Origin of the sequence: Aggregatibacter sp. HMT-949, from assembly GCF_041734645.1 — a bacterium.
In the GTDB taxonomy this organism is placed as follows: domain Bacteria; phylum Pseudomonadota; class Gammaproteobacteria; order Enterobacterales; family Pasteurellaceae; genus Rodentibacter.
In genome coordinates, this window is record NZ_CP162010.1 from 893,081 (window position 1) to 918,091 (window position 25,011).

General features: G+C 44.1%; 22 protein-coding genes and 1 pseudogene. 14 read left to right on the forward strand and 9 right to left on the reverse strand.

Going from position 1 to position 25,011, the window contains the following annotated elements; all coding sequences use genetic code 11:
- The first annotated feature begins 109 nt into the window (after nucleotides 1-109).
- The 5 genes and pseudogenes from sucC (at nucleotide 110) to cysB (ending at nucleotide 5,139) form a co-directional block, all read left to right on the forward strand.
- Nucleotides 110-1,276 carry an ADP-forming succinate--CoA ligase subunit beta gene (gene sucC / locus AB3F25_RS04160; RefSeq protein WP_373604245.1) on the forward strand — a complete coding sequence of 389 codons (1,167 nt, stop codon included), beginning with the start codon at nucleotides 110-112 and terminating at the stop codon, nucleotides 1,274-1,276.
- A 22-nt stretch (nucleotides 1,277-1,298) separates the two neighbouring features.
- A complete protein-coding gene (gene sucD / locus AB3F25_RS04165) occupies nucleotides 1,299-2,168 on the forward strand; it encodes a succinate--CoA ligase subunit alpha (RefSeq protein WP_373604246.1) in 870 nt (289 codons plus the stop codon).
- 141 nt (nucleotides 2,169-2,309) lie between these two features.
- Nucleotides 2,310-2,933, forward strand: a complete 624-nt coding sequence (locus AB3F25_RS04170) for an L-threonylcarbamoyladenylate synthase (protein ID WP_373604247.1) — start codon at nucleotides 2,310-2,312, stop codon at nucleotides 2,931-2,933.
- Nucleotides 2,934-3,228: 295 nt separating this feature from the next.
- Nucleotides 3,229-4,158: pseudogene (gene rluB / locus AB3F25_RS04175) on the forward strand (23S rRNA pseudouridine(2605) synthase RluB); the annotation flags it as partial.
- 9 nt (nucleotides 4,159-4,167) lie between these two features.
- Nucleotides 4,168-5,139, forward strand: coding sequence for an HTH-type transcriptional regulator CysB (gene cysB / locus AB3F25_RS04180; protein WP_373604248.1), 972 nt, complete (start codon nucleotides 4,168-4,170; stop codon nucleotides 5,137-5,139).
- A 146-nt stretch (nucleotides 5,140-5,285) separates the two neighbouring features.
- Here cysB and prmB read toward each other — a convergent pair whose 3' ends face one another.
- Complete coding sequence (gene prmB / locus AB3F25_RS04185; protein ID WP_373604249.1) at nucleotides 5,286-6,230, reverse strand: 50S ribosomal protein L3 N(5)-glutamine methyltransferase; 945 nt, start codon at nucleotides 6,228-6,230, stop codon at nucleotides 5,286-5,288.
- Nucleotides 6,231-6,326: 96 nt separating this feature from the next.
- Here prmB and smrB point away from each other — a divergent pair, with 96 nt between their 5' ends.
- Nucleotides 6,327-6,830, forward strand: a complete 504-nt coding sequence (gene smrB, locus AB3F25_RS04190; RefSeq protein ID WP_373604325.1) for an endonuclease SmrB — start codon at nucleotides 6,327-6,329, stop codon at nucleotides 6,828-6,830.
- A gap of 231 nt (nucleotides 6,831-7,061) precedes the next feature.
- Nucleotides 7,062-9,668: a type I DNA topoisomerase gene (gene topA / locus AB3F25_RS04195; RefSeq protein WP_373604250.1), complete on the forward strand. Its 2,607-nt coding sequence runs from the start codon at nucleotides 7,062-7,064 to the stop codon at nucleotides 9,666-9,668.
- 138 nt (nucleotides 9,669-9,806) lie between these two features.
- Here topA and metF read toward each other — a convergent pair whose 3' ends face one another.
- Nucleotides 9,807-10,691 carry a methylenetetrahydrofolate reductase gene (gene metF / locus AB3F25_RS04200; RefSeq protein WP_373604251.1) on the reverse strand — a complete coding sequence of 295 codons (885 nt, stop codon included), beginning with the start codon at nucleotides 10,689-10,691 and terminating at the stop codon, nucleotides 9,807-9,809.
- Between the two features lie 304 nt (nucleotides 10,692-10,995).
- Here metF and rplM point away from each other — a divergent pair, with 304 nt between their 5' ends.
- From rplM to AB3F25_RS04220, 4 genes are all read left to right on the forward strand, one after another.
- A complete protein-coding gene (rplM, locus tag AB3F25_RS04205; RefSeq protein WP_005546126.1) occupies nucleotides 10,996-11,424 on the forward strand; it encodes a 50S ribosomal protein L13 in 429 nt (142 codons plus the stop codon).
- Nucleotides 11,425-11,441: 17 nt separating this feature from the next.
- Nucleotides 11,442-11,834: a 30S ribosomal protein S9 gene (rpsI, locus tag AB3F25_RS04210; RefSeq protein WP_005700563.1), complete on the forward strand. Its 393-nt coding sequence runs from the start codon at nucleotides 11,442-11,444 to the stop codon at nucleotides 11,832-11,834.
- A gap of 192 nt (nucleotides 11,835-12,026) precedes the next feature.
- Nucleotides 12,027-12,665 (forward strand): stringent starvation protein SspA, encoded by a 639-nt coding sequence (gene sspA / locus AB3F25_RS04215; RefSeq protein ID WP_373604252.1) that lies wholly within the window; start codon nucleotides 12,027-12,029, stop codon nucleotides 12,663-12,665.
- The gene (locus tag AB3F25_RS04220; protein WP_373604253.1) at nucleotides 12,665-13,114 is read left to right on the forward strand and encodes a ClpXP protease specificity-enhancing factor; all 450 of its coding nucleotides are present in this window, start codon (nucleotides 12,665-12,667) and stop codon (nucleotides 13,112-13,114) included. The genes sspA and AB3F25_RS04220 overlap by 1 nt, the downstream gene beginning before the upstream one ends.
- 241 nt (nucleotides 13,115-13,355) lie before the next feature.
- Here the strand turns inward: AB3F25_RS04220 and trpA are convergent, their stop codons facing one another.
- The 7 genes from trpA to AB3F25_RS04255 form a co-directional block, all read right to left on the reverse strand.
- A complete protein-coding gene (trpA, locus tag AB3F25_RS04225; RefSeq protein ID WP_373604254.1) occupies nucleotides 13,356-14,174 on the reverse strand; it encodes a tryptophan synthase subunit alpha in 819 nt (272 codons plus the stop codon).
- A complete protein-coding gene (trpB, locus tag AB3F25_RS04230; protein WP_373604255.1) occupies nucleotides 14,171-15,370 on the reverse strand; it encodes a tryptophan synthase subunit beta in 1,200 nt (399 codons plus the stop codon). Before trpB ends, trpA begins: the two co-directional genes overlap by 4 nt.
- A gap of 9 nt (nucleotides 15,371-15,379) precedes the next feature.
- Entirely contained in the window at nucleotides 15,380-15,820 is a 441-nt protein-coding gene (locus AB3F25_RS04235) for a hypothetical protein (protein WP_373604256.1), read from the reverse strand.
- Entirely contained in the window at nucleotides 15,813-16,568 is a 756-nt protein-coding gene (locus tag AB3F25_RS04240; RefSeq protein ID WP_373604257.1) for an SDR family oxidoreductase, read from the reverse strand. The genes AB3F25_RS04235 and AB3F25_RS04240 overlap by 8 nt, the downstream gene beginning before the upstream one ends.
- Before the next feature lie 384 nt (nucleotides 16,569-16,952).
- Nucleotides 16,953-18,257 carry a sodium ion-translocating decarboxylase subunit beta gene (locus AB3F25_RS04245; protein WP_373604258.1) on the reverse strand — a complete coding sequence of 435 codons (1,305 nt, stop codon included), beginning with the start codon at nucleotides 18,255-18,257 and terminating at the stop codon, nucleotides 16,953-16,955.
- 10 nt (nucleotides 18,258-18,267) lie between these two features.
- The gene (oadA, locus tag AB3F25_RS04250) at nucleotides 18,268-20,058 is read right to left on the reverse strand and encodes a sodium-extruding oxaloacetate decarboxylase subunit alpha (protein ID WP_373604259.1); all 1,791 of its coding nucleotides are present in this window, start codon (nucleotides 20,056-20,058) and stop codon (nucleotides 18,268-18,270) included.
- 13 nt (nucleotides 20,059-20,071) lie between these two features.
- A complete protein-coding gene (locus tag AB3F25_RS04255) occupies nucleotides 20,072-20,338 on the reverse strand; it encodes an oxaloacetate decarboxylase subunit gamma (protein WP_373604260.1) in 267 nt (88 codons plus the stop codon).
- A 517-nt stretch (nucleotides 20,339-20,855) separates the two neighbouring features.
- Here AB3F25_RS04255 and AB3F25_RS04260 point away from each other — a divergent pair.
- The 3 genes from AB3F25_RS04260 to putA are packed head-to-tail and all read left to right on the forward strand — an operon-like array spanning nucleotide 20,856 to nucleotide 25,001.
- Entirely contained in the window at nucleotides 20,856-21,215 is a 360-nt protein-coding gene (locus AB3F25_RS04260; RefSeq protein WP_373604261.1) for a hypothetical protein, read from the forward strand.
- Nucleotides 21,215-21,520: a hypothetical protein gene (locus AB3F25_RS04265; RefSeq protein WP_373604262.1), complete on the forward strand. Its 306-nt coding sequence runs from the start codon at nucleotides 21,215-21,217 to the stop codon at nucleotides 21,518-21,520. The genes AB3F25_RS04260 and AB3F25_RS04265 overlap by 1 nt, the downstream gene beginning before the upstream one ends.
- A 28-nt stretch (nucleotides 21,521-21,548) precedes the next feature.
- Nucleotides 21,549-25,001 carry a bifunctional proline dehydrogenase/L-glutamate gamma-semialdehyde dehydrogenase PutA gene (putA, locus tag AB3F25_RS04270; RefSeq protein WP_373604263.1) on the forward strand — a complete coding sequence of 1,151 codons (3,453 nt, stop codon included), beginning with the start codon at nucleotides 21,549-21,551 and terminating at the stop codon, nucleotides 24,999-25,001.
- Nucleotides 25,002-25,011 lie beyond the last annotated feature (10 nt).

The window sequence follows — 25,011 nt, forward strand, 5'->3', positions numbered from 1 at the left end:
CAAAAAATGCGGTCAAAATACGGAAGTTTTTGATCGCATTTTTGTTTTTTTAGTCAAATATGCAACGTTCAAATGCGTATTGGATAACCCGGAAAACTCAGGTGAAGTTATGAATCTACATGAATATCAAGCGAAACAACTTTTTAAAGCGTACGGTTTGCCGGTTAACGAAGGTATTTTTTGTCGTTCGGCCGATGAAGCCGCAATGGCACTTTTTCAATTGAACGGTGGTATTTGGGCGGCCAAGTGCCAAGTGCATGCCGGAGGGCGTGGAAAAGCCGGTGGTGTGGCATTAATCCATAATGCAGAAGAGGCGCGCGCTTTTGCGAATAAATGGCTTGGGCAACGTTTAGTGACGTTTCAAACGGATAAATGGGGACAACCGGTAAACGGCATTTATATTGAAGAAACCTGCGAGATTGAAAAAGAGCTTTATCTTGGAGCGGTAATTGATCGTTCTTTGCAAAAAATTGTTTTTATGGCTTCTTCTGCCGGTGGTATGAATATTGAAGAGGTAGCGCGTGATACGCCGTATTTGATTCATAAAATCACGCTTGATCCACTCTTCGGCGGAATGCCTTATCAAGGTAGAGAATTGGCATTTAAACTGGGTTTAAGCGGTGAACAAAATAAACAATTTACACATATTTTCATACAACTAGCGAAACTGTTTGTCGAAAAAGATTTATCACTTTTGGAAGTAAATCCGCTTGTGGTGACTAAAAAAGGTGGTTTGATTTGCTTGGATGCAAAAGTTTCCATCGATGACAATGCGCTTTTCCGCCACAATGATTTACGCGTACTTCGTGATTTAACCCAAAGTGATTTGCGCGAGGCTGAAGCGGAAAAACACCAGCTTAATTATGTAGCGCTAGAAGGCAATATCGGTTGTATGGTGAACGGTGCAGGGCTTGCCATGGGAACCATGGATATCGTGAAACTTTACGGCGGACGACCGGCAAATTTTCTTGATGTGGGCGGCGGCGCAACTAAAGAACGGGTTGCCGAAGCTTTCAAGATTATTCTTACCGATGAGGCAGTAAAAGCCATTTTGGTGAATATTTTTGGTGGTATCGTGCGTTGTGATCTGATCGCTGAAGGAATTATCGCGGCGATTCAAGAAGTGGGCGTCACCGTGCCGGTCGTGGTGCGTTTAGAAGGCACCAATGCGGTGCTCGGCAGAGAGATCTTAGCGCAAAGCGGCATCAACATTATTGCAGCCCACAGCTTGCAAGATGCCGCACAAGCGGTGGTGAACGCTGCAAGCGGCGAATAGGCGAATAAAAGAGGAGCGAAATATGTCTATTTTAATTAATAAAGACACTAAAGTTATTTGCCAAGGTTTTACCGGTACACAAGGCACTTTTCATTCCGAACAAGCTCTTGCTTATGGTACAAAATTAGTCGGTGGCGTTTCGCCGAACAAAGGCGACACGATGCATTTAGGCTTGCCGGTATTTAATACCGTGCGCGATGCGGTGCTAGAGACAGGTGCCACGGCAAGTGTGATTTACGTACCGGCTGCATTTGGTAAAGATGCCATTTTAGAAGCTATTGATGCGGGGATTCAACTTATCGTTTGTATTACCGAGGGGATTCCGACCCTCGATATGCTTGTCATAAAACAAAAACTGAACGAAACCGGCATAATGATGATTGGCCCTAATTGTCCGGGAGTAATTACGCCGGAAGAATGTAAAATCGGTATTATGCCGGGGAATATTCATAAAAAAGGCAAAATCGGTATTGTTTCTCGCTCCGGTACCTTGACTTACGAAGCAGTAAAACAAATTACTGACGAAGGTTTCGGACAATCTACTTGTGTCGGTATCGGCGGCGATCCAATTCCGGGTTCAAGCTTTATTGATATTCTCAAACGTTTTCAAGAAGATCCGGAAACCGAAGCCATCGTCATGATCGGTGAAATCGGTGGCTCGGCGGAAGAAGAGGCGGCGGCTTATATTAACGCGCATATCACAAAACCTATGGTGGCCTACATCGCCGGCGTCACCGCACCGAAAGGCAAACGCATGGGACACGCCGGTGCGATTATCAGCGGTGGCAAAGGAACGGCGGAAAATAAAATCGCCGCTCTTAAGCTTGCTGGGGTAAAAACCGTAACCAGTTTGGCAGAAATTGGTTCGGCATTGCGAGAATTATTAAAATAAAAAAACGCGCGAGAAACCATTACCGATCATCTCACCGCACATTGAAGCGTCTTCAACGTGCGGTGATTTTTTTATAACAATTTTTTATAAAACCATAGCGAAAGGTGTATAATTGCGCCGAATTTTTTTAAGGAAAAAACCATGAGCCAATTTTTTTATATTCATCCGGAAAATCCGCAACCGCGTTTAATTAATCAAGCGGTGGAGATTTTGCGTCAAGGTGGCGTGATTGTTTACCCGACAGATTCCGGTTACGCTTTGGGCTGTATGATGGGGGATAAACACGCGATGGATCGCATTGTCACGATTCGTAAATTGCCGGAAGGCCATAATTTCACATTAGTATGCAGCGATTTATCCGAACTATCGACTTATGCCACGGTGAGCAACGCGGCGTATCGCCTCATTAAAAATAATACGCCGGGGCGTTACACGTTCATTTTAACGGCAACCAAAGAGCTGCCGCGTCGTTTAATGACTTCGAAACGCAAAACTATTGGTTTGCGCGTACCGGATAATCAAATCGCGTTGGATTTATTGCAAGCTTTAGGCGAGCCGATTTTGTCCTGCTCGCTGATGTTGCCGGGGGAAGAACACACCACGCAATCGGATCCGGAAGAGATTCGCGATCGTTTGGAACGCCAAGTGGATTTAATTATTCATGGCGGTTATTTGGGACAAGAGCCAACCACGGTGGTCGATTTAACGGAAGAAACGCCGGTAATTTTGCGCCGGGGCAGCGGGGCGGTTACGCCTTTTGTTTAGAAACGCTTTCGTTCGCGGCATGATTGCAAACTAATCGGCGCGCGGCGAACTTCCAAAATAGCACCGCATTGAAACCTTCTCCTGCCGCCTTAGGCATCTTTCGATTAAGAGAAAATGAGCCATTTCAGTTAAAACGGACGCTTGTGAAAGCGACAAAGGAAACAATATGAAATCAAATCAATCAAGAAAATTCACCAATAATGCTTCCGCAAAGCGAGGTGAAAAACGTCATGAAAATCGAGCACATTCTGCGTTCGAAAAAGCCACTGGCCAAAAAAATGAACGCAAAGAAAGCAAAACGGCGTTCAATTCCGATAATACATGTGTAAGTCGTAGCAAAACGCCTAGGCGCGCGCTTCAAAGCAAAGCAGAAGGCGAAAAATTACAAAAAGTGTTAGCGCGCGCCGGACAAGGCTCGCGTCGTGAAATCGAAGCGATGATTGCGGAAAATCGTGTGAGTGTCGATGGAAAAATAGCGACTTTAGGCGACCGCATTGATGTTCGTTCCGACGTGAAAGTACGTATCGACGGACGTATTATCAATCTTCAGCAGGCACGAAAAGAAACCTGTCGCGTGCTGATGTATTACAAACCGGAAGGCGAGCTTTGCACGCGTAGCGATCCGCAAGGCCGCGCAACGGTATTTGATCGTTTACCGCGTTTAAACGGTTCGCGTTGGATTGCGGTAGGGCGTTTGGATATTAATACGTCGGGTTTATTGTTGTTCACTACCGACGGTGAGTTGGCAAACCGCTTAATGCACCCGAGCCGCGAAGTGGAACGCGAATATTCCGTACGTGTGTTCGGTCAGGTGGATGAAGCGATGCTTGCGCGTTTACGCAAAGGCGTTCAGTTGGAAGACGGTCCGGCTCATTTCAACGATATCAAATTTAACGGCGGCATCGGTATGAATCAATGGTACGACGTTACGTTAATGGAAGGACGTAACCGGGAAGTACGTCGTTTGTGGGAATCGCAAGGCATTCAGGTGAGTCGTTTGATTCGTATTCGCTACGGTAACATTAAATTGATGAAGGGTTTACCACGTGGTGGCTGGGAAGAAATGGATTTGCAAAATGTAAATTATTTGCGTGAGTTGGTGGGTTTACCACCGGAAACAGAAAGTAAACTTGATGTCACCAAACTGCATCGCCGTCCGAAATCGGGACAAATTCGCAAAGCGGTGAAACGTTATACGGAACTGAGCAAGCGCTACAAAAAATAGGTATCTGCTATGAAAATGCAACAACTTCGCTATATTGTTGAGATCGTGAATCAAAATTTAAATGTTACGGAAGCGGCGAATACGCTTTACACGTCACAACCGGGCATTAGTAAACAAGTCCGTTTGTTGGAAAGCGAACTCGGTTTGGAAATTTTTGAACGCAACGGCAAACATATTAAAGCTGTCACGCCGGCCGGTAAGAAAATCATCGCCATTGCACGCGAATTGCTGGTGAAAGCGGAAAGTATTAAATCTGTGGCCTATGAATATACCCGCCCGAATCACGGCGTGTTGCGCATCGCCACGACCAATACGCAAGCGCGTTATATGTTGCCGGCGGTGGTGGAACGGTTTTCCAAGCAATATCCCGAAGTCAGCCTGCATATTCACCAAGGCTCCCCGACCCAAATTCATGATGCGTTAATATCCGGCGAAGTGGATCTCGCCATTACCACAGAGGCGCCGTATTTATTTGATGATTTGGTGCAATTACCATGTTATTTGTGGAATCGTTCCGCCATTGTGAAAGCGGATCACCCCTTAGCCAAAGTGGAAAATTTAACGATCGAAGAACTCGGCAAATATCCTTTAGTCACTTACACGTTTGGTTTCACCGGCGTCTCCGATCTGGATTATGCTTTCAACGCTGCCGGTATTTTGCCAAATATTGTGTTTACTGCCACCGATGCGGATGTGATTAAAACCTACGTGCGTTTAGGCTTGGGCGTTGGCATTATGGCGAGTATGGCGCATACGCAACTCGACAACGATCTCGTGGCCATCGACGCCAGCCATTTGTTCCGTTCCAGCATGACGCAAATTGCGTTTAAACACAGTACTTTTTTGCGCAATTATATGTACGATTTCATTGAATATTTCTCCCCGCATTTAACCCGTCCGATGGTCGAAAAAGCGGAAAAATTGCGCGACAACACGGCAGTGAAGAAATTATTTGATAATGTAAAATTAGAAATGAAGTAAGGCCGATAAACAAAGGGCGATTGAAATTCATTAAAAATTTCAATCGCCCTTTTGTTTGCTCTGCCACAATTTCAATGCGGTGCTATTTTAAGGTTTCAATGCGGTGCTGTTTCGGCAGCTCGTTTTAGATAATGTTGCCACCCTTTTTAAAACAAATGATGGTATTTTACCAATTCCTTATAGCGCAGCGCGAAAACGCCCAAGCCGCCGTTTTTCAATTCAACCCATTCGAAAGGAACCTCTGGGTATTGTTCTATCAGACTGACCATGCTGTTGCCCACTTCGCAAACCAACAGGCCGTTTTCGGTTAAATAATTCGGTGCTTGTTTAAGAATTTGTTTGGTAATGTCTAAGCCGTCCATGCCGGAACCCAGTGCCGGTTCAGGTTCAAAATGAAATTCTTCCGGCATCTCGGCGAGATCCTCTTCATCCACATAAGGCGGGTTGGTGACGATTAAATCGTATTTTTGCCCCACTATGTTTGCAAATAAATCCGATTGAATCGGAAATACGCGATGCGCCAATTGATGACGCTCAATATTAATTTCCGCAACATTGAGTGCATCAAAAGATAAATCCACTGCGTCCACTTCCGCTTCAGGAAAGGCATAAGCGCAAGCGATTGCAATACAACCGCTGCCGGTACAAAGATCGAGAATGCGTTGCGGCACCGCATCCAACAAGCCTTTAAAGCGGTCTTGAATGAGCGCACTAATCGGCGAACGAGGAATAATCGTGCGTTCATCCACATAAAATTCATGGCCGCAAAACCACGCGCTGTTAGTGAGATAAGCCACCGGTACGCGTTGTTGAATGCGCGCCAAAACCAATTGAACAAGGGTTTCTTTTTCGGAAGGAGTTAAACGGCTTGGAAATAATTCTGTCGGTAAATCAAGTGGCAATTGAAGTCCGCCGAGTACCAATTGAAGGCTTTCGTCCCACGCATTGTCATAACCTTGGCCGTAGTAAATGTCGGCGCGATTAAATACGCTATAGGTCCAACGTAAAAAATCTTGAATGCTGTGCAGTTCGTGCGCCACCTTATCGGCTAAAACGGTGGCGACTAATTCTTGATTGTGTGCGATTTCCATTTTTTTCCTCGTGAAAAAATTTGCGCAGGGTTATACCACAAAAGGCCGCTGGTAACTATGATAAGATACGCAAAATTTGAAGTTAGCGAGAAAAATATGCAAGAGGAATTCGAGTTGTTTCGTGCTGAAACGAAAGACATTAAACCGATTAAGCAAGATACCGTAATAGCACCGCATTCAAGGAATGCGCGGAAAAAATCCGATTTGCGCGAGCTGCGCGAAAAAACGGACACCTTATTTTATTTTTCCGACGAATACGAGCCGCTGCTCAATGAACACGACGGCATTGTGAAATATTTGCGTGAGGGGGAAGATTCCCATTTGCTTAAACAGTTACGCCGCGGCGATTTTTCACCGGAGCTATTTTTGGATTTGCATGGCTTGACGCGCGAGCAAGCGAAAATGGAACTGGCTGCTTTGCTTTTGGCTTGTGAAAAAGAGCGCGTCGATTGCGCCAGTATTATGACTGGCTACGGCACTTTTACGCTGAAAAAACAAATTCCATTTTGGTTAGTGCAGCACCCGAAAGTGCGCGCGTTGCACCAAGCGCCGAAAGAATGGGGCGGGGAAGCGGCGATGTTGATTTTGTTGGATGTGTAATTGGGGTTTTGATATTGGGTTTCGCTGAGAGCACCGCATTGAAGCCTTGTCCGACAAGCTTTCAATGCGGTGCTATTTTGATCTTCCATTTTTAAAAGAGAAAAATAAAAAAGTCGAGATCACCTTCAGTTTATCCATTTGTTCCCTTTTTTGAAAAAATACTTGATTTTGGCAACATAAGTTTGCACTATACCGCCGATTTTACGAATTCCAGCAAATTTAGGTAATCAAATGAGTAAATCTTTGGTGATTGTGGAGTCGCCGGCTAAGGCGAAAACCATTAATAAATATTTAGGCAATCAATACGTGGTGAAATCCAGCGTGGGGCATATTCGCGATTTGCCGACGGTGGGCTCAAGCACCGGCGAAAAAGCTAAACCGATTTCAACGAAAGGTATGGATGCGGAACAAAAAGCCAAAGTAAAAGCGGAAAAAGAACGTAGCGCTTTGGTGAAGCGCATGGGCATTGATCCTTATCACGACTGGCAAGCGAATTATCAAATTTTGCCCGGTAAAGAAAAAGTTGTCGCCGAATTAAAATCTCTTGCAAAAAAAGTTGATCATATTTATCTCGCTACCGACTTGGATAGAGAAGGAGAAGCTATTGCGTGGCATTTGCGAGAAGTCATTGGCGGCGATGAGGCGCGTTTTAGTCGTGTGGTATTTAACGAAATTACTAAAAACGCGATTAAACAAGCCTTTGAGCATCCCGAACATATCAATATGGATCGCGTAAACGCACAACAAACCCGTCGTTTTTTAGACCGAGTGGTCGGTTTTATGGTGTCACCATTGCTTTGGAAAAAAGTGGCGCGGGGGCTTTCCGCCGGTCGCGTGCAATCTGTTGCGGTGAAACTTTTAGTGGAACGCGAACGCGAAATTAAAGCGTTTCAACCGGAAGAATATTGGGAAGTAGCCGTGCTGACGCAAACCGCCGGCAAACAAGTAATTCGCTTGGATGTAGCGGAGTATAAAGGCAAAAAATTTGATCCAAAAAATCAACAAGAAGCCCAAAGTGCCGTAGATTTTTTAAATGTTGCCGATTACGTTGTCACAAATTTGGAGACCAAACCGACCAGCTCGCGTCCGCGCGCACCGTTTATTACCTCAACATTGCAACAAACTGCCAGTACACGTTTAAGTTTCGGCGTGAAAAAAACCATGATGTTAGCGCAGCGTTTGTACGAAGCAGGCTACATTACTTATATGCGTACGGACTCGACCAATTTAAGCCAAGACGCGTTAAATATGGCGCGCAGCTATATTGAAAAGCACTTAGGTGCACAATATTTACCGGCGAAACCGAATTTTTATTCCAGCAAAGAAAATGCGCAAGAAGCACACGAAGCTATTCGTCCGTCTGATGTGCGTACCTTGCCGGAACATTTAGAAGGCATGGAAAAAGATGCGGTGCGCCTTTACGATTTGATTTGGCGTCAATTTTTGGCTTGTCAAATGCCGCCGGCGCAATATGACAGCACGACCTTAAGTGTGCAAGCGGGTGATTATGATTTAAAGGCTAAAGGTAGAATTTTACGTTTTGACGGTTGGACGAAAGTGCTACCGCAAATGGGTAAAAGTCCGGAAGATCAGGAATTACCTGCGGTAGCCGTTACCGAAAAACTTGTCTTAAAAGAAGTGCAACCGAGCCAACATTTCACGAAACCACCTGCACGTTTTACCGAAGCGGCGCTGGTGAAAGAGCTTGAGAAACGCGGTATCGGTCGTCCTTCGACTTATGCGGCGATTATTTCCACCATTCAAGAGCGCGGTTATGTGCGGACGGAAAATCGTCGTTTTTATGCAGAAAAAATGGGCGAAATCGTTACTGATCGATTAAACGAATCTTTCAGCGACTTAATGAATTACGATTTCACTGCAAATATGGAAGATGCGCTTGATAAAATTGCATCAGGTTCGATGAATTGGAAAGCGGAACTTAATCAGTTCTTTAAAGATTTCTCTCAACAATTATCCACAGCGGAACTCAATGAGCTGGAAGGCGGAATGCGTCCTAACAGTTTGGTAGAAACTGATATTAAATGTCCGACTTGCGCTAGAAATATGGCGATTCGTACTGCAAGTACCGGTGTATTTTTGGGCTGCACCGGCTATGCCTTACCGCCGAAAGAACGCTGTAAAACTACCGTTAATTTAATTCCGGAAGCGGAATTGTTGAATGTATTGGATGATTCCTCCGAAACCAAAGCTTTAATGGAACGTAAACGTTGCCCGAAATGCGGCACGGCAATGGATAGCTATGTGATTGACGCACATCGTAAAATTCATATTTGCGGGAACAATCCAAACTGCGATGGTTATTTGGTGGAGCAAGGTTCTTTCAAAATTAAGGGGTACGATGGTCCGGTTGTGGAATGCGATAAATGCGGTGCGGATATGCACTTAAAACTCGGTCGCTTCGGCAAATACATGGCCTGTACTAGCTGTGACAACACGCGCAAAATTTTGAAAAACGGTGAAGTGGCGCCACCAAAAGAAGAGCCGGTACACTTCCCGGAACTTAAGTGTGAAAAATCCGATGCCTATTTCGTACTGCGCGATGGCGCCAGCGGCGTATTTATGTCTGCCCATAATTTCCCGAAATCGCGCGAAACCCGTCCGGCAAAAGTGGTGGAATTGGCCAAATATCGCGCGCGTTTACCGGAAAAATTAATGTATTTAGCTGATGCGCCACAACAAGATCCGGAAGGCAACGAAGCTATTATTCGTTTCAGTCGCAAAGAGAAAAAGCAATATGTAACTTCTGAAAAAGACGGCAAGGCTACTAAATGGATTGTGGATTTTGTGGACGGAAAATGGGTTGAACGAAAAAAATAGTGGAAGATGAAAATAGCACCGCATTGAAGTGAGTTTCAATGCGGTGCTATTTTTTGAGGTCATTTTAGCTTTTTCCAACCGCGATATCATTCCGAAAATTTATTGCACGTTTGTTTTAAGAAAAATGTTTAAAAATAATTAAACCTTCGGACGAACGCCTAACATATGGCAGATCGCATAAGTGAGTTCACTGCGATTAAGCGTATAGAAATGGAAATTGTTCACTCCTTCGTTGGACAAAATTTTCACCATATCCATTGCCACACTTGCGGCGACCAGATTGCGTGTAGTTTGATCATCATCTAAGCCTTCATAGGCTTTTGCCAACCAACTTGGAATTTTCACATTGGTAAATGAGGCCATTTTTTGTAATTGCTTGAAATTGGTTACCGGCAAAATACCCGGCACGATTTCCGTATCGATGCCAATTGCGGCACAGCGGTCGCGGAAGCGGAGATAGCTGTCAATATCAAAGAAGAATTGTGTGATGACGTGATTTGCTCCGGCATCAATTTTTCGTTTTAAATTGATTAAATCCGCTTGCGCCGATTTGGCTTCCGGGTGTACTTCCGGATAGGCAGCGACAGAAATATCGAAATCGGCCACTGAACGGAGAAGTTCAACTAAATCTGCCGCATAAAAAGGCTGTTTATTATAGCCTTGCGGAATATCGCCACGTAATGCCACAATGCGACGAATTCCGCTATCCCAGTAATCTTTTGCGATTTGCTTGAGTTCTTCCGGAGTCGCATCAATGCCGGTTAAATGCGGAGCCGCATCTAGTCCCGTTTCTTTTTTAATCGCTTTGACAATACTGTGAGTGCGATCACGTTCGCCGGAGTTTGCGCCGTATGTGACCGAAACGAATTTGGGTTCCAGTAGTTTCAATCGATGAATGGATTCCCATAGTATATTTTCCATGTTTTCATTTTTAGGCGGGAAGAATTCAAAGGAAACATCGATTTTTTTATTAAAATCGGCAATATTTTGATTTAAGTTATTAATTTCTTTTGCATAGCTCATTTTGGATTTCCTATAAAATAATGTCGTCGCGCTACGATAAAGTAACTTTTTATATCAGTCAATTTGAATAAATTCATTTATAGTATTAATTCCAATCATACTTTTCGATACGAGACAAATGTTGAAAAATTTGGGCAAAAAATTAGCATTTGTTTTAAAAGCATGTATAATGTGCCGACCCTGTAAATGCGCGGATTCCCACCGCGCATTATTTTGTCGAGATCCACTCGAAGGGGTGCGATTTAGATTAATGGTTGTGTTCGCAAGAACACTGGGTATCAAACTAATTTTTGGTAATTAATTAATGAAAACTTTTGTAGCAAAACCGGAAACGGTTAAACGCGACTGGTATGTAGTAGATGCGACAGGTAAAACTTTAGGTCGTTTGGCGACTGAATTAGCGCGTCGTCTTCGTGGTAAACATAAAGCTGAATATACTCCGCACGTTGATACGGGTGATTACATCATCGTGATTAACGCGGACAAAGTTGCCGTAACAGGTAACAAAGAAAGCGATAAAATTTACTACTGGCACACAGGCTATGTAGGCGGTATCAAACAAGCGACTTTCAAAGAAATGATCGCGCGCCGTCCTGAAGCAGTGATTGAAATTGCGGTTAAAGGTATGTTGCCAAAAGGTCCATTAGGCCGTGCAATGTTCCGTAAATTAAAAGTGTACGCAGGTGCTGAACACCAACACGCGGCACAACAACCACAAGTATTAGACATTTAATCACGAGGTTTTAGGATATGGCAGAGAATCAAAACTACGGCACAGGTCGCCGCAAAAGCTCTTCAGCTCGTGTATTTATCAAACCGGGCAATGGTAAGATCACTATCAACCAACGTGAATTAGACGTATATTTCGGTCGCGAGACTTCTCGTATGATCGTACGTCAACCATTAGAGTTGGTTGAATTAACTGATAAATTAGACCTATACATCACTGTTAAAGGTGGTGGTATTTCCGGTCAAGCGGGTGCAATCCGTCATGGTATTACCCGTGCATTGATGGAATACGATGAAACCCTACGCCCGGCACTTCGTGCAGCAGGCTTCGTGACTCGTGACGCACGTCGCGTTGAACGTAAAAAAGTGGGTTTACACAAAGCACGTCGTCGTCCACAATACTCCAAACGTTAATTTTTATACGTTTTTACAAAAAGCAGAGAGCAATCTCTGCTTTTTTTTATGTTTTCAAAGATTTCAAAATTTTTATAACTTACTGAATCTAAAGAGAAAATAATATTCTATTAACGCTTTTGTCGCGCTTTGTGTTAGAATGCCCAACCGTTTTATAACATCTATACCTAATTTGGATCTTCGGAGGAATCAATGTCCAATGCATCAAGTAAACGTTCCGTCATGACACTTTTTTCAAATAAAGATGATATTTACAGTCATCAAGTGAAAATTGTATTGGCTGAGAAGGGCGTGGCTTATGAGAATGAAGAGGTTGATCCACATGCGCTATCAGAAGATTTAATGGAACTAAATCCTTACGGTTCGTTGCCGACATTAGTCGATCGTGATTTGGTGTTATTCAGCTCACGAATTATTATGGAATACCTTGACGAACGTTTTCCACACCCTCCGCTTATGCCAGTTTATCCTATTGCGCGTGGTAAAAGCCGTCTTTTAATGCTACGAATTGAACAAGATTGGTATCCTGCATTGGCGAAAGCGGAAAAAGGAAATGACGCGGAACGTGCGGAAGCCTTAAAACAGTTAAAGGAAGAATTACTGGCCGTTTCACCTATTTTCCAACAAATGCCCTATTTTATGAGCGAAGAGTTTAGTCTTGTCGATTGTTATGTGGCACCGTTACTATGGAAATTAAAACAAGTTGGCGTAGAGTTCACCGGTGCCGGTAGCAAGGCATTAAAGAGTTACATGGATCGCGTATTTAGCCGTGATTCATTCTTACAATCTGTAGGCGAAGTGGCGCCGAAAAATCTAATGGACGATAAATAATGGAATATAAATCTTCTCCTAAGCGCCCGTATTTATTGCGCGCTTATTACGATTGGTTAGTGGATAACAATTTCACTCCATATTTAGTCGTAGATGCGACATATTGGGGTGTCGATGTGCCACTTGAGTACGTAAAAGACGGCCAAATTGTACTCAATTTATCCGCTCACGCCACCGGCAATTTACAATTGGCGAACGATTTCATTCAGTTTAATGCTCGTTTTAAAGGTGTTTCGCGTGAACTTTATATCCCGATGGGTGCAGCGCTTGCGATTTATGCCCGCGAGAATGGCGATGGGATTATGTTTGAGCCGGAAGCAATTTACGACGAATTAAATAGCGAGCCGGATATAGATCAACCCAATGACTTTACTGAAGCGGTGAATAAACCAAAAACATCTAACAAGAAAACAGCACCTAAGCCGTCTCATTTGCGCATCGTTGATTAAGCGATTTGATTTAAAATTGATATAACATTGCCCGCATGAAAATGCGGGTATTTTTTTGAAACAGCGTCATATGTCATACATAAAGATGACATTGTTCTCACAAAACAGCACCGCATTGAAGCAATTTCAATGCGGTGCTGTTTTTAGATCAGACCGGCTAAAGTTGAAATTATTGTTTATCGATAGAGGCAGCAAGTACTTCGACAACAATTATTTCGTACATTTGCGATATAGTTGATTTTTATGAATTTGAGCATTTCGTCGCCGCTTTCATTTTGTGTACGAATTCGCCCAGTTCATTTAAACATTGAGCGTGATTATCTAAATTCCGTTCAATGATTTTCACCGTTGCCGAACCGGAAATCGCGCCTGCTGCGCCAAGCTGTAACGCTTCTTTTACTTGAGCAGGCTGTGCAATACCAAAGCCTTGTAGAATAGGGGGCGCATTATGCACTTTTAATTGTTCTACGAGCGTATCCAAATTCGCTGCATGGGCTTGGTTTTCCGCACTGGTGACGCCGGCACGAGAAACCAGATAAGTATAGCCTTCGCTGCTTTGCGCTACGCCTTGAACGGTTTTTTCATCCGCATTCGGTGGACAAATAAAGACGGGCTGAATGCCATGTCTTTTGGCTGCGGCAACGTAATCGTCTTTTGCCAATAACGGAATATCGGCGACCAACACCGCATCCACGCCAACTTCGGCACAACGTTGATAGAAATTATCCAAGCCCTTGGCAAAAATCAAATTAGCGCAAAGTAACAAGCTGATTGGAATCTCCGGATATTTCGACCGCACTTTTTCCAGCAATTTGAAGCTGTCTTCTGTGCTGTGACCGGCATTTAACGCGCGATTATTGGCAGCTTGAATGACCGGACCGTCCAATAGCGGATCGGAAAACGGAAAACCCAGTTCCAAGGCGTCCGCGCCGTTATCCACAAGAGTGCAGATGATGTCAAAAGAACGCTCGAAAGTCGGATCGCATAAGGTTACAAAAGGAACAAATGCGCCTTCATTTTTCGCGCTTAATTGGGCAAAGGTAGTTTCAAAACGGCTCATGATTGCATTCCTTTTTCTTTTAATACTTTATCAACGGTGAAAATGTCTTTGTCACCACGACCGGATAAATTCACCACTAAAATTTGTTCTTTATTCGGTTCTTGGCGGATCATTTTTAATGCTTGCGCAAGGGCGTGGGAGCTTTCCAGCGCCGGAATAATGCCTTCATGTTTCGCCAGTTCTTGGAACGCGCTTAGGGCTTCGTCATCGGTAATGCTCGGGTATTCTGCGCGTCCGATACTTTGCAAATAAGCATGTTGTGGGCCGACAGAAGGGAAATCTAGCCCTGCTGAAATCGAGTAGGATTCTTCCACTTGGCCGTCTGTCGTTTGCATGAGCGGCGATTTCATGCCGAAATAAATACCGACTTTGGCGTGCCCTAATGGTGCACCATGTTCGCCCGTTTCAATGCCTTTACCGGCAGGTTCTACGCCAATTAAACGCACATTCGGTTCATCAATGAAATCCGTAAACATACCGATGGCATTTGAGCCGCCACCTACCGCCGCAATCACGGCATCCGGCAAGCGACCTTCTTTTTCCAAAATTTGACGCTTAGTCTCTTCACCAATCATTTTTTGGAATTCACGCACAATCGTCGGGAACGGATGTGGCCCTGCTGCCGTACCTAATAAATAATGGGTCGTTTCATAGTTTGCCGACCAATCACGCATGGCTTCACAGCAAGCGTCTTTCAAGGAACAGGAGCCTTTCTCCACCGGTACCACTTCGGCGCCCATTAAACGCATACGGAAGACGTTTGGCGATTGGCGTTCCACGTCTTTTGCACCCATATAAACGCGGCAAGGCATATCCAACATGGCGCAGGCAAGTGCCGTTGCCACACCGTGTTGTCCCGCACCGGTTTCCGCAATAATGCGGGTTTTGCCCATGCGTTTTGCCAGTAAAATCTGACCTAAAACTTGGTTGGTTTTATGGGCGCCGCCATGTAATAAATCTTCGCGTTTTAAATAGATTTTGGCTTTTGTGCCTTTTGTTAGGTTGCGGCAAAGGGTAAGTGCGGTCGGTCTGCCCGCATAATTTTTCAATAAATCCTGAAATTCGCGCTGAAATTCAGGATCGTCTTTCGCTTCAACAAAGGCTTTTTCCAACTGTTGCAACACCGGCACTAAAATTTCCGGTACATACATTCCACCAAATTCGCCGAAATAAGGGTTTAAAATCGTTTCAGACATGAGTTTTCCTTATGACATTAAAAACAGGCTGTCGTAGATTTTGTAGAAATTTATGACAGCGAATAATACAACAAATACACTTGAAATCAGTTGAATTAGCCAAAAAATCGCCCAAAGTAAAAATGTCGTAATCGAGCTAAAACTGATTTCGGCAAGGATATTTTGTTGTTTCAGATAAAAACTGCGCAAACTTAGCAAATAGGCGGAGAGCATAATTAACAATGGAATGGCGACAAAACAACGGATTACATAATAGACGATGTCGATTAAATCGGGCTCATTAATATAGAAAAATAATTCTTTTCTAAATTCCGGATCTTTGATGTATTCCGTCATCACCATATACAGCACAAAAAACAGCAAGGCAGGCGTTAGCCCACGTAAAAAGGCCAAATAAGGCTCAGTAATTTCAGTTAAAAAGCGGGAAAGTTTGCCGGGTTGTTTAGTCATTTTTGCTCACTTTTAACGGGTTAAAGGTTTGTGCCGTCGGCATTACTTCAATGCGGTTAATATTCACGTGTTCCGGTTGTTGGTTAAGCCAGAGGACGATATTGGCAATATCTTGCGGCGTGACATATTGCACGTTTTCATACACTTGTGCCGCGCGGGCATCGTCGCCTTTAAATCGCACGTTGGAAAATTCCGTACCGCCACACAAGCCCGGCTCTACATTAGAAACGCGAATATGGGTGCCGGCAAGATCGGCGCGTAGATTTAAACTGAACTGTTTCACAAAAGCTTTGGTGCCGCCGTAAACATTGCCGCCCGGATAAGCGTAATTGCCTGCGATAGAGCCTAAATTGATAATGTGTCCTTGATTACGTGCGACCATTTGCGGCAACACTAAACGCGTTACGGTCACCAAACCTTTCACATTGGTATCGATCATTTTTTCCCAATCGCCCAAATCGGCTTTATCAGCAGATTCCAATCCAAGCGCAAGCCCCGCGTTATTGACCAATAAATCAATCGCCTGCCATTCCGGCGGGAGGGATTTTAAGGCTTGTTCGGCGGCGAGACGATCGGAAATATCAAAGGCAAGCGGGAAGAAGTGTTTGCCGTATTCTTGTTGCAGTTGCGCTAAACGTTCGCTTCTTCGTCCTGTACCGATAACGAAATATCCGGCGTCTAACAATGTACGACAAATAGCGCGACCAAACCCGGCGGTCGCCCCCGTAACCAGTGCAATTCTTGTCATCTTTTTCTCCTTAATTTTCATTAAACATGTGTTTTTTGCGTTTATCCAAAGTTATGTGGTTGTTGCACAAAACTGAAATGACCTTACAAAATAGCACCGCATTGAAGTGGCTTCCAATGCGGTGCTGTTTTGTGTGTTTACTACATAATACTAAGTTTGTCATAAAAAATGACCGCATCTTTACGTGAATACGGAACATACTACTACACTAGTACAAAAAAATATAGAATTTTTACTAAGAAATTTGAACAAGGAGGAACAAAAGTGCGGTTGTTTTTTGAGATGGATTTTAGGTTTTAGAAAAATAAAAAGGCACGTGTTAGGAAACACGCGCCATCATTTTACTTAAAAAGTGTGGTGCTTTTTTTCGCAACGTTTTTAATGTTACATTATCGCACCCACATATTTCAGCATTACCCCGGCAGCAATGGCGGAACCAATCACACCGGCAACATTCGGCCCCATGGCATGCATGAGTAGGAAGTTTTGGTTGTCTGCTTCCAATCCGATTTTGTTGGAAACCCGGGCTGCCATCGGTACGGCAGAAACGCCGGCAGAACCGATGAGCGGATTAATTTTGTTTTTGCTGAATTTGTTCATCAATTTCGCCATTAATACACCGCTGCCGGTACCAATCCCGAAAGCAATTACGCCAAGAATTAAAATGCCTAGAGTTTGCGGTTGTAGGAATTTATCGGCGATAAGTTTAGAACCTACAGACAAACCAAGCACGATGGTGACGATGTTAATCAAGGCATTTTGCGTGGTATCGCTTAACCGTTCGACAACACCGCTGACGCGCATGAGGTTACCGAAGCAGAACATCCCGAGCAATGGGGCGGCATCCGGTAAAAGCAAACCCACGAGCAACAGCAAAATTACTGGAAACAAGACTTTTTCACGATTGCTCACGTGTCGCATTTGCGTCATGCGGATCTTGCGTTCTTCTTCCGTGGTTAAGGCTTTCATGATCGGTGGCTGAATCAATGGCACTAACGCCATGTAGGAATAAGCCGCCACAGCAATGGCACCAAGCAATTCCGGTGCGAGTTTGCTGGTGAGGTAAATCGCGGTCGGACCATCCGCACCACCGATAATACCGATGGATGCTGCTTGCGGGAGGGTGAATTCGATAATACCGAAATAATTCAATGCTAATGCACCGAGTACGGTGGCGAAAATACCGAACTGTGCCGCTGCACCAAGCAGCAAGGTTTTCGGATTTGCCAATAACGGGCCGAAATCTGTCATCGCGCCTACGCCCATGAAAATCACTAACGGTGCAATGCCATAACCGATAGCCACTTTATAGAACAACGCCAAGATCCCGGCGCTGTACCCCATGTCCATTGACAAGGCTTCCAGTTGATTTACGGTAGAGCCGGAAGCTGTCGAAAGTGCAGTTTTAATGACTGCCGGATCAGCGGCGACATCTAATTTCGCAGCAATAACGGCAATTTGCTCCGGTGAACCAAGATGAAGCAAATTCTCTAATGCCGTCATGGCAAGACCGGCTTCGGGAATGTTTGATAGCAAGCCACCAAAGCCGATAGGCAATAATAGCAATGGCTCAAACTTGCGTGCGATGGCGAGCCACAACAGGAGCAGGCTGATAGCGATCATCACCGCTTGCCCCCATTGCAAATGGAAAAGTCCCATACCCTGAATTAATGCAATAATGCTATCCATAGGTAACTCCTTAGACGAGGTTCATGACGGTATCACCCACCGCGACGGCATCGCCTGCTTTGACACAAATACCACGCACGGTACCGGCTTGTGCCGCTTTGACTTCAGTTTCCATTTTCATGGCTTCAAGAATGAATAATACATCACCTGCAGCGACAGTTTGACCTTCTGTTGCCACCACTTTCCAAATGTTACCCGCCATTGGCGCAGTCACCGGTGTGCCACCACTGGTTGGCGCTGGTGCGGCTTGCGGTGCAGCTTGTGCTGTGGTTGTCGCTACGTGCGAAATGTCGCCGCCTTCACTGACTTTCACCACAAAGGCTTTACCTTCCAATTCCACGGTATAAACGGCGGAGCCGGATGCTGCAGGCGCTGCTTTAGAAACAGGTTTATTTTCCACCGCACTTTCATTGCCGGTTGGTGCCGGTTCAAAGGCTGCAGGGTTGTTGCGGTTTTCTAAGAATTTCCAAGCAATTTGAGGGAAAAGCGCTACGATTAAGGCATCGTCCACGGCGTTATCTGCTAATTTCACCCCTTTCGCTTTGGCTTGTTCGGCAACTTCAGCTTCAATTTTCGCCATTTCAGGCGCAATGTGATCGGCAGGACGGTCAGTCACCGGAGCTGCACCTTCTAATACGCGAGCTTGTAATGTGCTATCTACCGGTGCAGGTGTTTTACCGTATTCACCTTTTAAAATGCCGGCAGTTTCTTTCGCGATGGTTTTATAACGTTCGCCGGTGAGCACATTAATGACCGATTGTGTGCCGACGATTTGAGAGGTTGGCGTCACAAGCGGAATGTAACCCAAGTCTTTACGTACGCGTGGAATTTCTTCTAAAACCAAATCCAATTTATCGGAAGCATTTTGTTGTTTTAATTGATTTTCTAAGTTGGTAAGCATGCCGCCCGGCACTTGTGCGACTAAAATACGACTATCTACGCCACGTAGCTGACCTTCAAATTTGGCATATTTTTTACGTACATTACGGAAATAGGCAGCGATTTTTTCCAAGCGTGGAATATCTAAACCGGTGTCATATTCGGTGCCCTGCAAGGTCGCTACCATGGATTCTGTCGCTGGGTGACCGTAGGTGCCAGACATAGAGGAAATCGCAGTATCAATACCATCTACGCCTGCTTCAATGGCTTTTAATAGCGCCATTTCTGCCATGCCGGTAGTGGAGTGGCAATGTAAATGCAATTCTACGTCGAAACGTTTTTTGATTTCGCGCACTAAGTCTGCCGCCGCCATCGGGTTCAAAATACCTGACATATCTTTGATAACTAAGCTGTCGATACCGATTTCCAATAATTGTTCGGTGGTATCAAGCCAAGTTTGCATGGTGTGTACCGGGCTGGTGGTATAACTTAATGTCCCTTGTGCATGACCGCCGAATTTACGCACGGCTTGCAACGCCGCTTTCATATTACGTGGATCGTTAAGCGCATCAAATACGCGGAAAACGTCCATACCGTTCGCCACACAACGTTCGACGAAACGTTCTACCACGTCATCGGCATAGTGGCGATAACCTAAGAGGTTTTGACCACGTAACAGCATTTGTAACGGGGTTTTCGGACAGGCTTTTTTCAATTCACGCAAACGTACCCAAGGATCCTCCCCTAAAAAACGAATACAACTGTCAAAGGTTGCACCGCCCCAAGCTTCTAACGACCAATAGCCGATATTGTCCAATTCTTGTGCGATCGGCAACATATCATCAAGACGCAAACGGGTCGCGAAAAGAGATTGGTGAGCATCACGAAGCACCAGTTCGGTCATTTTAATTTTTTTAGTCATAGTACAATCCTTATTATTTGAACTGTTGGGTACGGCGATGGTGCGCGATAGCCGCTGCAATCACAGGGCGCAAACGCTCAAAATCGTCAGTGGAAAGCGCAGAAAGCGCGGTAGAATTTTGGGGAGTTTTTGGCGAGGGTTGAGGCTCGGGAAAATATTTATTGATAAGTTTCGACATCAGTCCGATCGCCCAAATCAAAATGAGCAAAAAGACCAACACAAAACCCATTCCTGAAAACATCAGATTAATTCCTTCACCAAAAAGTTCTGCCGAAGTCATTAGTCGTATCCTTATATTTAATATGGGATTTTTATTCTACCCAAGTCATTTTCACAAAACCGTGATTGAGATCATAAATTGCGTGGTTGGGGAGAGTGGGGGAAAAGTGCGGCGGGGCTTTATGATGGATTTTAGTGTGATCTAAATATTATCAATGAGGCGGTTGTACAAACCATCCGAGTGAAGTGCGAATTGCAAAACGGCACGCATTGGGAGTAGCTTCAATGCGGTGCTATTTGGTGAGGTAATTTCGGTTTTGCAACCGCTACATCATTTCGGATGGATTTTAATTTACGTTAACGATAGCGCACGCTTCATAGCGTGTGCTTGTCATTTTAGATTATTTGAAAGGCACACGTTGGGAAACGTGCGCCATCATGGGGGCTTGCGTTACCAGTAACTTAAACTTTATCGATTTTCTATTTTTTTTACTTATTTTTCAACGGGGTATACTCCGTTTACTTCTTATTGACATAAGAAGTAAAACAACACTGCTAAAACTTAAAGGAAAATCAAAATGAAAAAATTACTTTGCGTATTATTAATGGGCATTTCTTCTGTAACTGTTGCGAAGACGTTAGATGAGTATGGAGAAATGACTAATCGAGAATTTTTAAATCCGGCAACAAAATCCGAGAATATTAAGGGAATTAATCAGGCAATTATTGATGATTATGGTCATAATCAAGTATCAGATGCTTTTACTGTACTTCTATATCAATTAAGTGAATTGCCGAATGGAATTTGTGAAAAATCTTCTATTGATGCACTCCCTAGAAAAAGAAAAGATTCAGTTGAAAAATTTTGTAATACAACACTGTATGAAATGATGATTAAGCCAATTGAAATGGAAGCCAAACGGCAGGGATTATTGTAATGGCAAAAATCCTTATTGCTTTGTCCGGTGCTGAAAACACAGGTAAAACCTCAACACTTCTGTATCTCATTGAAAAATTAGAGGAAAAATTTGGAATTCAGCCTACAACGTTATTAATACAAGGAAAAGATAAAGTTGTCATCTTTCTAAAATGTACTGGCATGTTGTTTTTTCGTCTTTTTCAGTATGTAAACTATCCACTTAGTACAGATTACGAACAACAAAACCTTATTTTTTATGTGACTTCAATCACAGATCACCAAAAAAGTCGTTTACTAATAAACAGACCATCTATACTTTGTTAACAATTATATAACAAAAGGAGGTTCTCTCATGCAATTCACACTATCAAAACAATATAGCCCTATTCGCCAAGCGATCACTGCAAACTATCGTTTAGATGAGAAAAGTGCGGTCGATTCTTTAGTGAAAACATTAGATTTTTCTCCAGAACAAGAACAACGCATCACAGACAATGCTATTAAGTTAATTAAAAAATTACGCCAACTTAAACAAAAACAATATGGCGCGGATGCCTTAATGCAAGAGTTTTCATTAAGCAGTGAAGAAGGGGTGGCGTTAATGTGCTTGGCTGAAGCCTTGTTACGTATTCCTGATGCACAAACCCGCGATGACTTAATTTATGAGAAATTACAAGAAGGGAACTGGAAATCTCACATCGGCAATTCCAATTCGTTCTTCATCAACGCCGCAAGTTATGGCCTACTCTTTGGTAAAAAAATCAGCGAAACGCTTGATGAAAACAGTTTATCGAATGCGCTCACCCGTAGTTTCTCCCGTTTGTCTGCGCCCATTATGCGTATGGCAATTATCAAATCTATGCAGATTTTGGGTAAACAGTTCGTTACCGGCGTGACTATGCAAGAGGCGCTGCAAAACATCAAACCACGCTACGAAAAAGGCTTTACCTTCTCTTTTGATATGTTGGGCGAAGCTGCAATGACTGAAGCCGATGCGCAACGCTATTTCAATGACTATTTACACGCCATTGAAGAAGTGGGCAAAGATGCGACCGGCAGAACCATTTATAACGGCAACAGTGTTTCCGTTAAACTTTCTGCGATTCACCCGAAATATAACCGCTCCAAATATGATCGTACCATTAATGAGCTTTACCCTCGCTTAAAAGAACTCTTCTTATTAGCGAAAAAATACAACATCAGTATCAATATTGATGCGGAAGAAGCCAACCGTTTAGAGCTTTCCCTCGATCTTGTGGAAAAATTATTAGATGAACCGGAATTACAAGGCTACAAAGGCATTGGTTTCGTAGTACAGGCTTACTCCAAACGTTGTCCATTTGTATTGGATTATTTAATTAATTTAGCCCGAGAAAAACAAGGCTATTTAATGATTCGCCTTGTTAAAGGTGCTTATTGGGACAGCGAAATCAAATGGGCGCAAGCGGATGGTTTGGACGGTTTTCCACTTTACACACGTAAAAATCATACCGATATTTCTTATATTGCTTGTGCGAAAAAATTATTTGCCGCACAAGATGTCATTTATCCGCAATTTGCCACTCATAACGTGCAAACTATGTGCACGATTCACGAATTAGGACAAGGTAAAAACTTTGAATTCCAATGCCTACACGGCATGGGGGAATCTCTTTATGACAATATTGTGGGGAAAGAAAATCTGAACCGACAAGTTCGTGTCTATGCGCCGGTGGGGACTCACGCCACCTTATTAGCCTATTTAGTCCGCCGTCTCTTAGAAAACGGTGCAAACTCCTCTTTCGTTCATCAACTGGTTGATGAAAATATCCCGGTCGAACGACTTGTTACACCACCATGGAAGCTTTATGCCAAATCTCATGGCGAGCCGAATAAGTCTGTCCTCAATCCGTTAGAATTATTTAAGAATCGTAAAAACTCCGCCGGTTTTGATCTGAGCAATGAACTGGAATTAACAAAATTAGAACAAGCGCTTAATACGGCAACCATTGAAAATGCGGTGTCTTTAGTTGCATTTGAAAATGCCGAAAATGAGCCGGCACATCAAGTGACTAATCCGGCCAATCTCAATGAAACGGTTGCAGAAGTCGCCTTTTTAGCCGTAAATCAGGCGGAAAAAGTGTTTACCGCTGCTGACAATACCCAATGGAAAGCTAAAAGTGCGGTGGAAAAAGCCAACGTTTTACGCAATGCTGCCGACTTATATGAAGAACATTTCGGCTTGTTGATGAAACTCGCTGTGGTTGAAGCGGGCAAAACCTTGCCAAACGCCATTGCAGAATTGCGTGAAGCCGTCGATTTCTTACGTTATTACGCCGTTCAATTAGAACAGCTCGCAACACAAAATCACCTTGCCGAGCCTCGTGGAAAAGTGCTTTGTATTTCTCCATGGAACTTCCCGTTAGCCATCTTTACCGGCCAAATTGCCGCCTCTTTAGCGGCAGGCAATGCGGTGATTGCAAAACCGGCTGAACAAACCTCATTAATTGCGTATGCCGCCGTGAAACTCTTACACCAAGCCGGCATCCCGAAAGAAACCCTACAACTGGTGTTAGGGGCGGGGGATTTAGGTGCTGCGTTAGTCCAACAAGCTTTTGATGGGGTTGTATTTACCGGTTCAACCGAAGTGGCCAAACTCATTGAGCAACGTCTGACATTCGCAGATAACGATCCTGTGTTGATTGCAGAAACCGGCGGTCAAAACGTCCTTGTTGTTGATTCTTCAGCCTTACCGGAACAAGTCGTTGCCGATGTTCTCAGCTCAGCTTTTGACTCAGCAGGTCAACGCTGTTCCGCATTACGCATCTTATTGTTACAAGAAGATGTAGCAGATCACTATTACAAGATGATCACCGAAGCCATTAAAGAATTGAGTTTGGGCGATCCACGTTTATTGGAAACCGACATCGGTCCTGTGATTGATGAAGAAGCCAAACAAAATCTTGAAAACCACAAAGCAACCATGCGCAAAGTTGCCCGTGCTTATGCGGAAATCGACACACCAACGCAAGGGCATTTCGTGGCGCCGAGTGTGTATTTATTGGATAACCTCGATCAAGTGCAACGCGAAGTCTTCGGCCCGATTCTACACATTGTACGTTATAAAAAAGATAACTTGCTCAATGTTCTTAAAGCGGTAAATGAAAAAGGGTATGCGCTGACCGGTGGTTGTCATACCCGTATTCGTAAACAAATGGATATAGTGGAACGCCACTTAAACTGCGGTAACTTCTATATTAACCGTAATATTGTAGGCGCGGTAGTTGGTGTTCAACCGTTCGGCGGACACGGATTATCCGGCACAGGGCCGAAAGCCGGCGGTGAGTTCTATTTGCAACGCTTAACCCGTACACCTCGCTATTACAGCCAATTTGGTGATGAAAATACGCTAGGCACAACCAAACCGGTATTAGAAAGTATCACCGGTGAACACAACTCCTTAGCTTATCTACCTTGTGAAGTGGCTATTCTAAATGGCGACTTAGCTGCGGCAGAAAGAGCCGCTGAGAAACTGCTTGCCAAAGGCTTTAGCATTTTGGTGGAACCACAGCATCCATTAGCCGCCAAAGCTAAACCGGGTATTCGTGTTGATACGAAGTTAGGTCACTGTCAAAAAGGTATTTATTTGACCGCACTTGATAAAGCCAAACGCCAATGGCTGGCTGAAAACAGTAGAGCCATTTTCAAATGTTACGACTGGCAAGATACCCAAGATTTACTGCCATTGTATGATGAGTTTTCTCGCAGTTATAACACCACTGCGGCAGGTGGAAATACCTCATTAATGTCCTCTCAAGAAGAATAAAAGGAGTGTT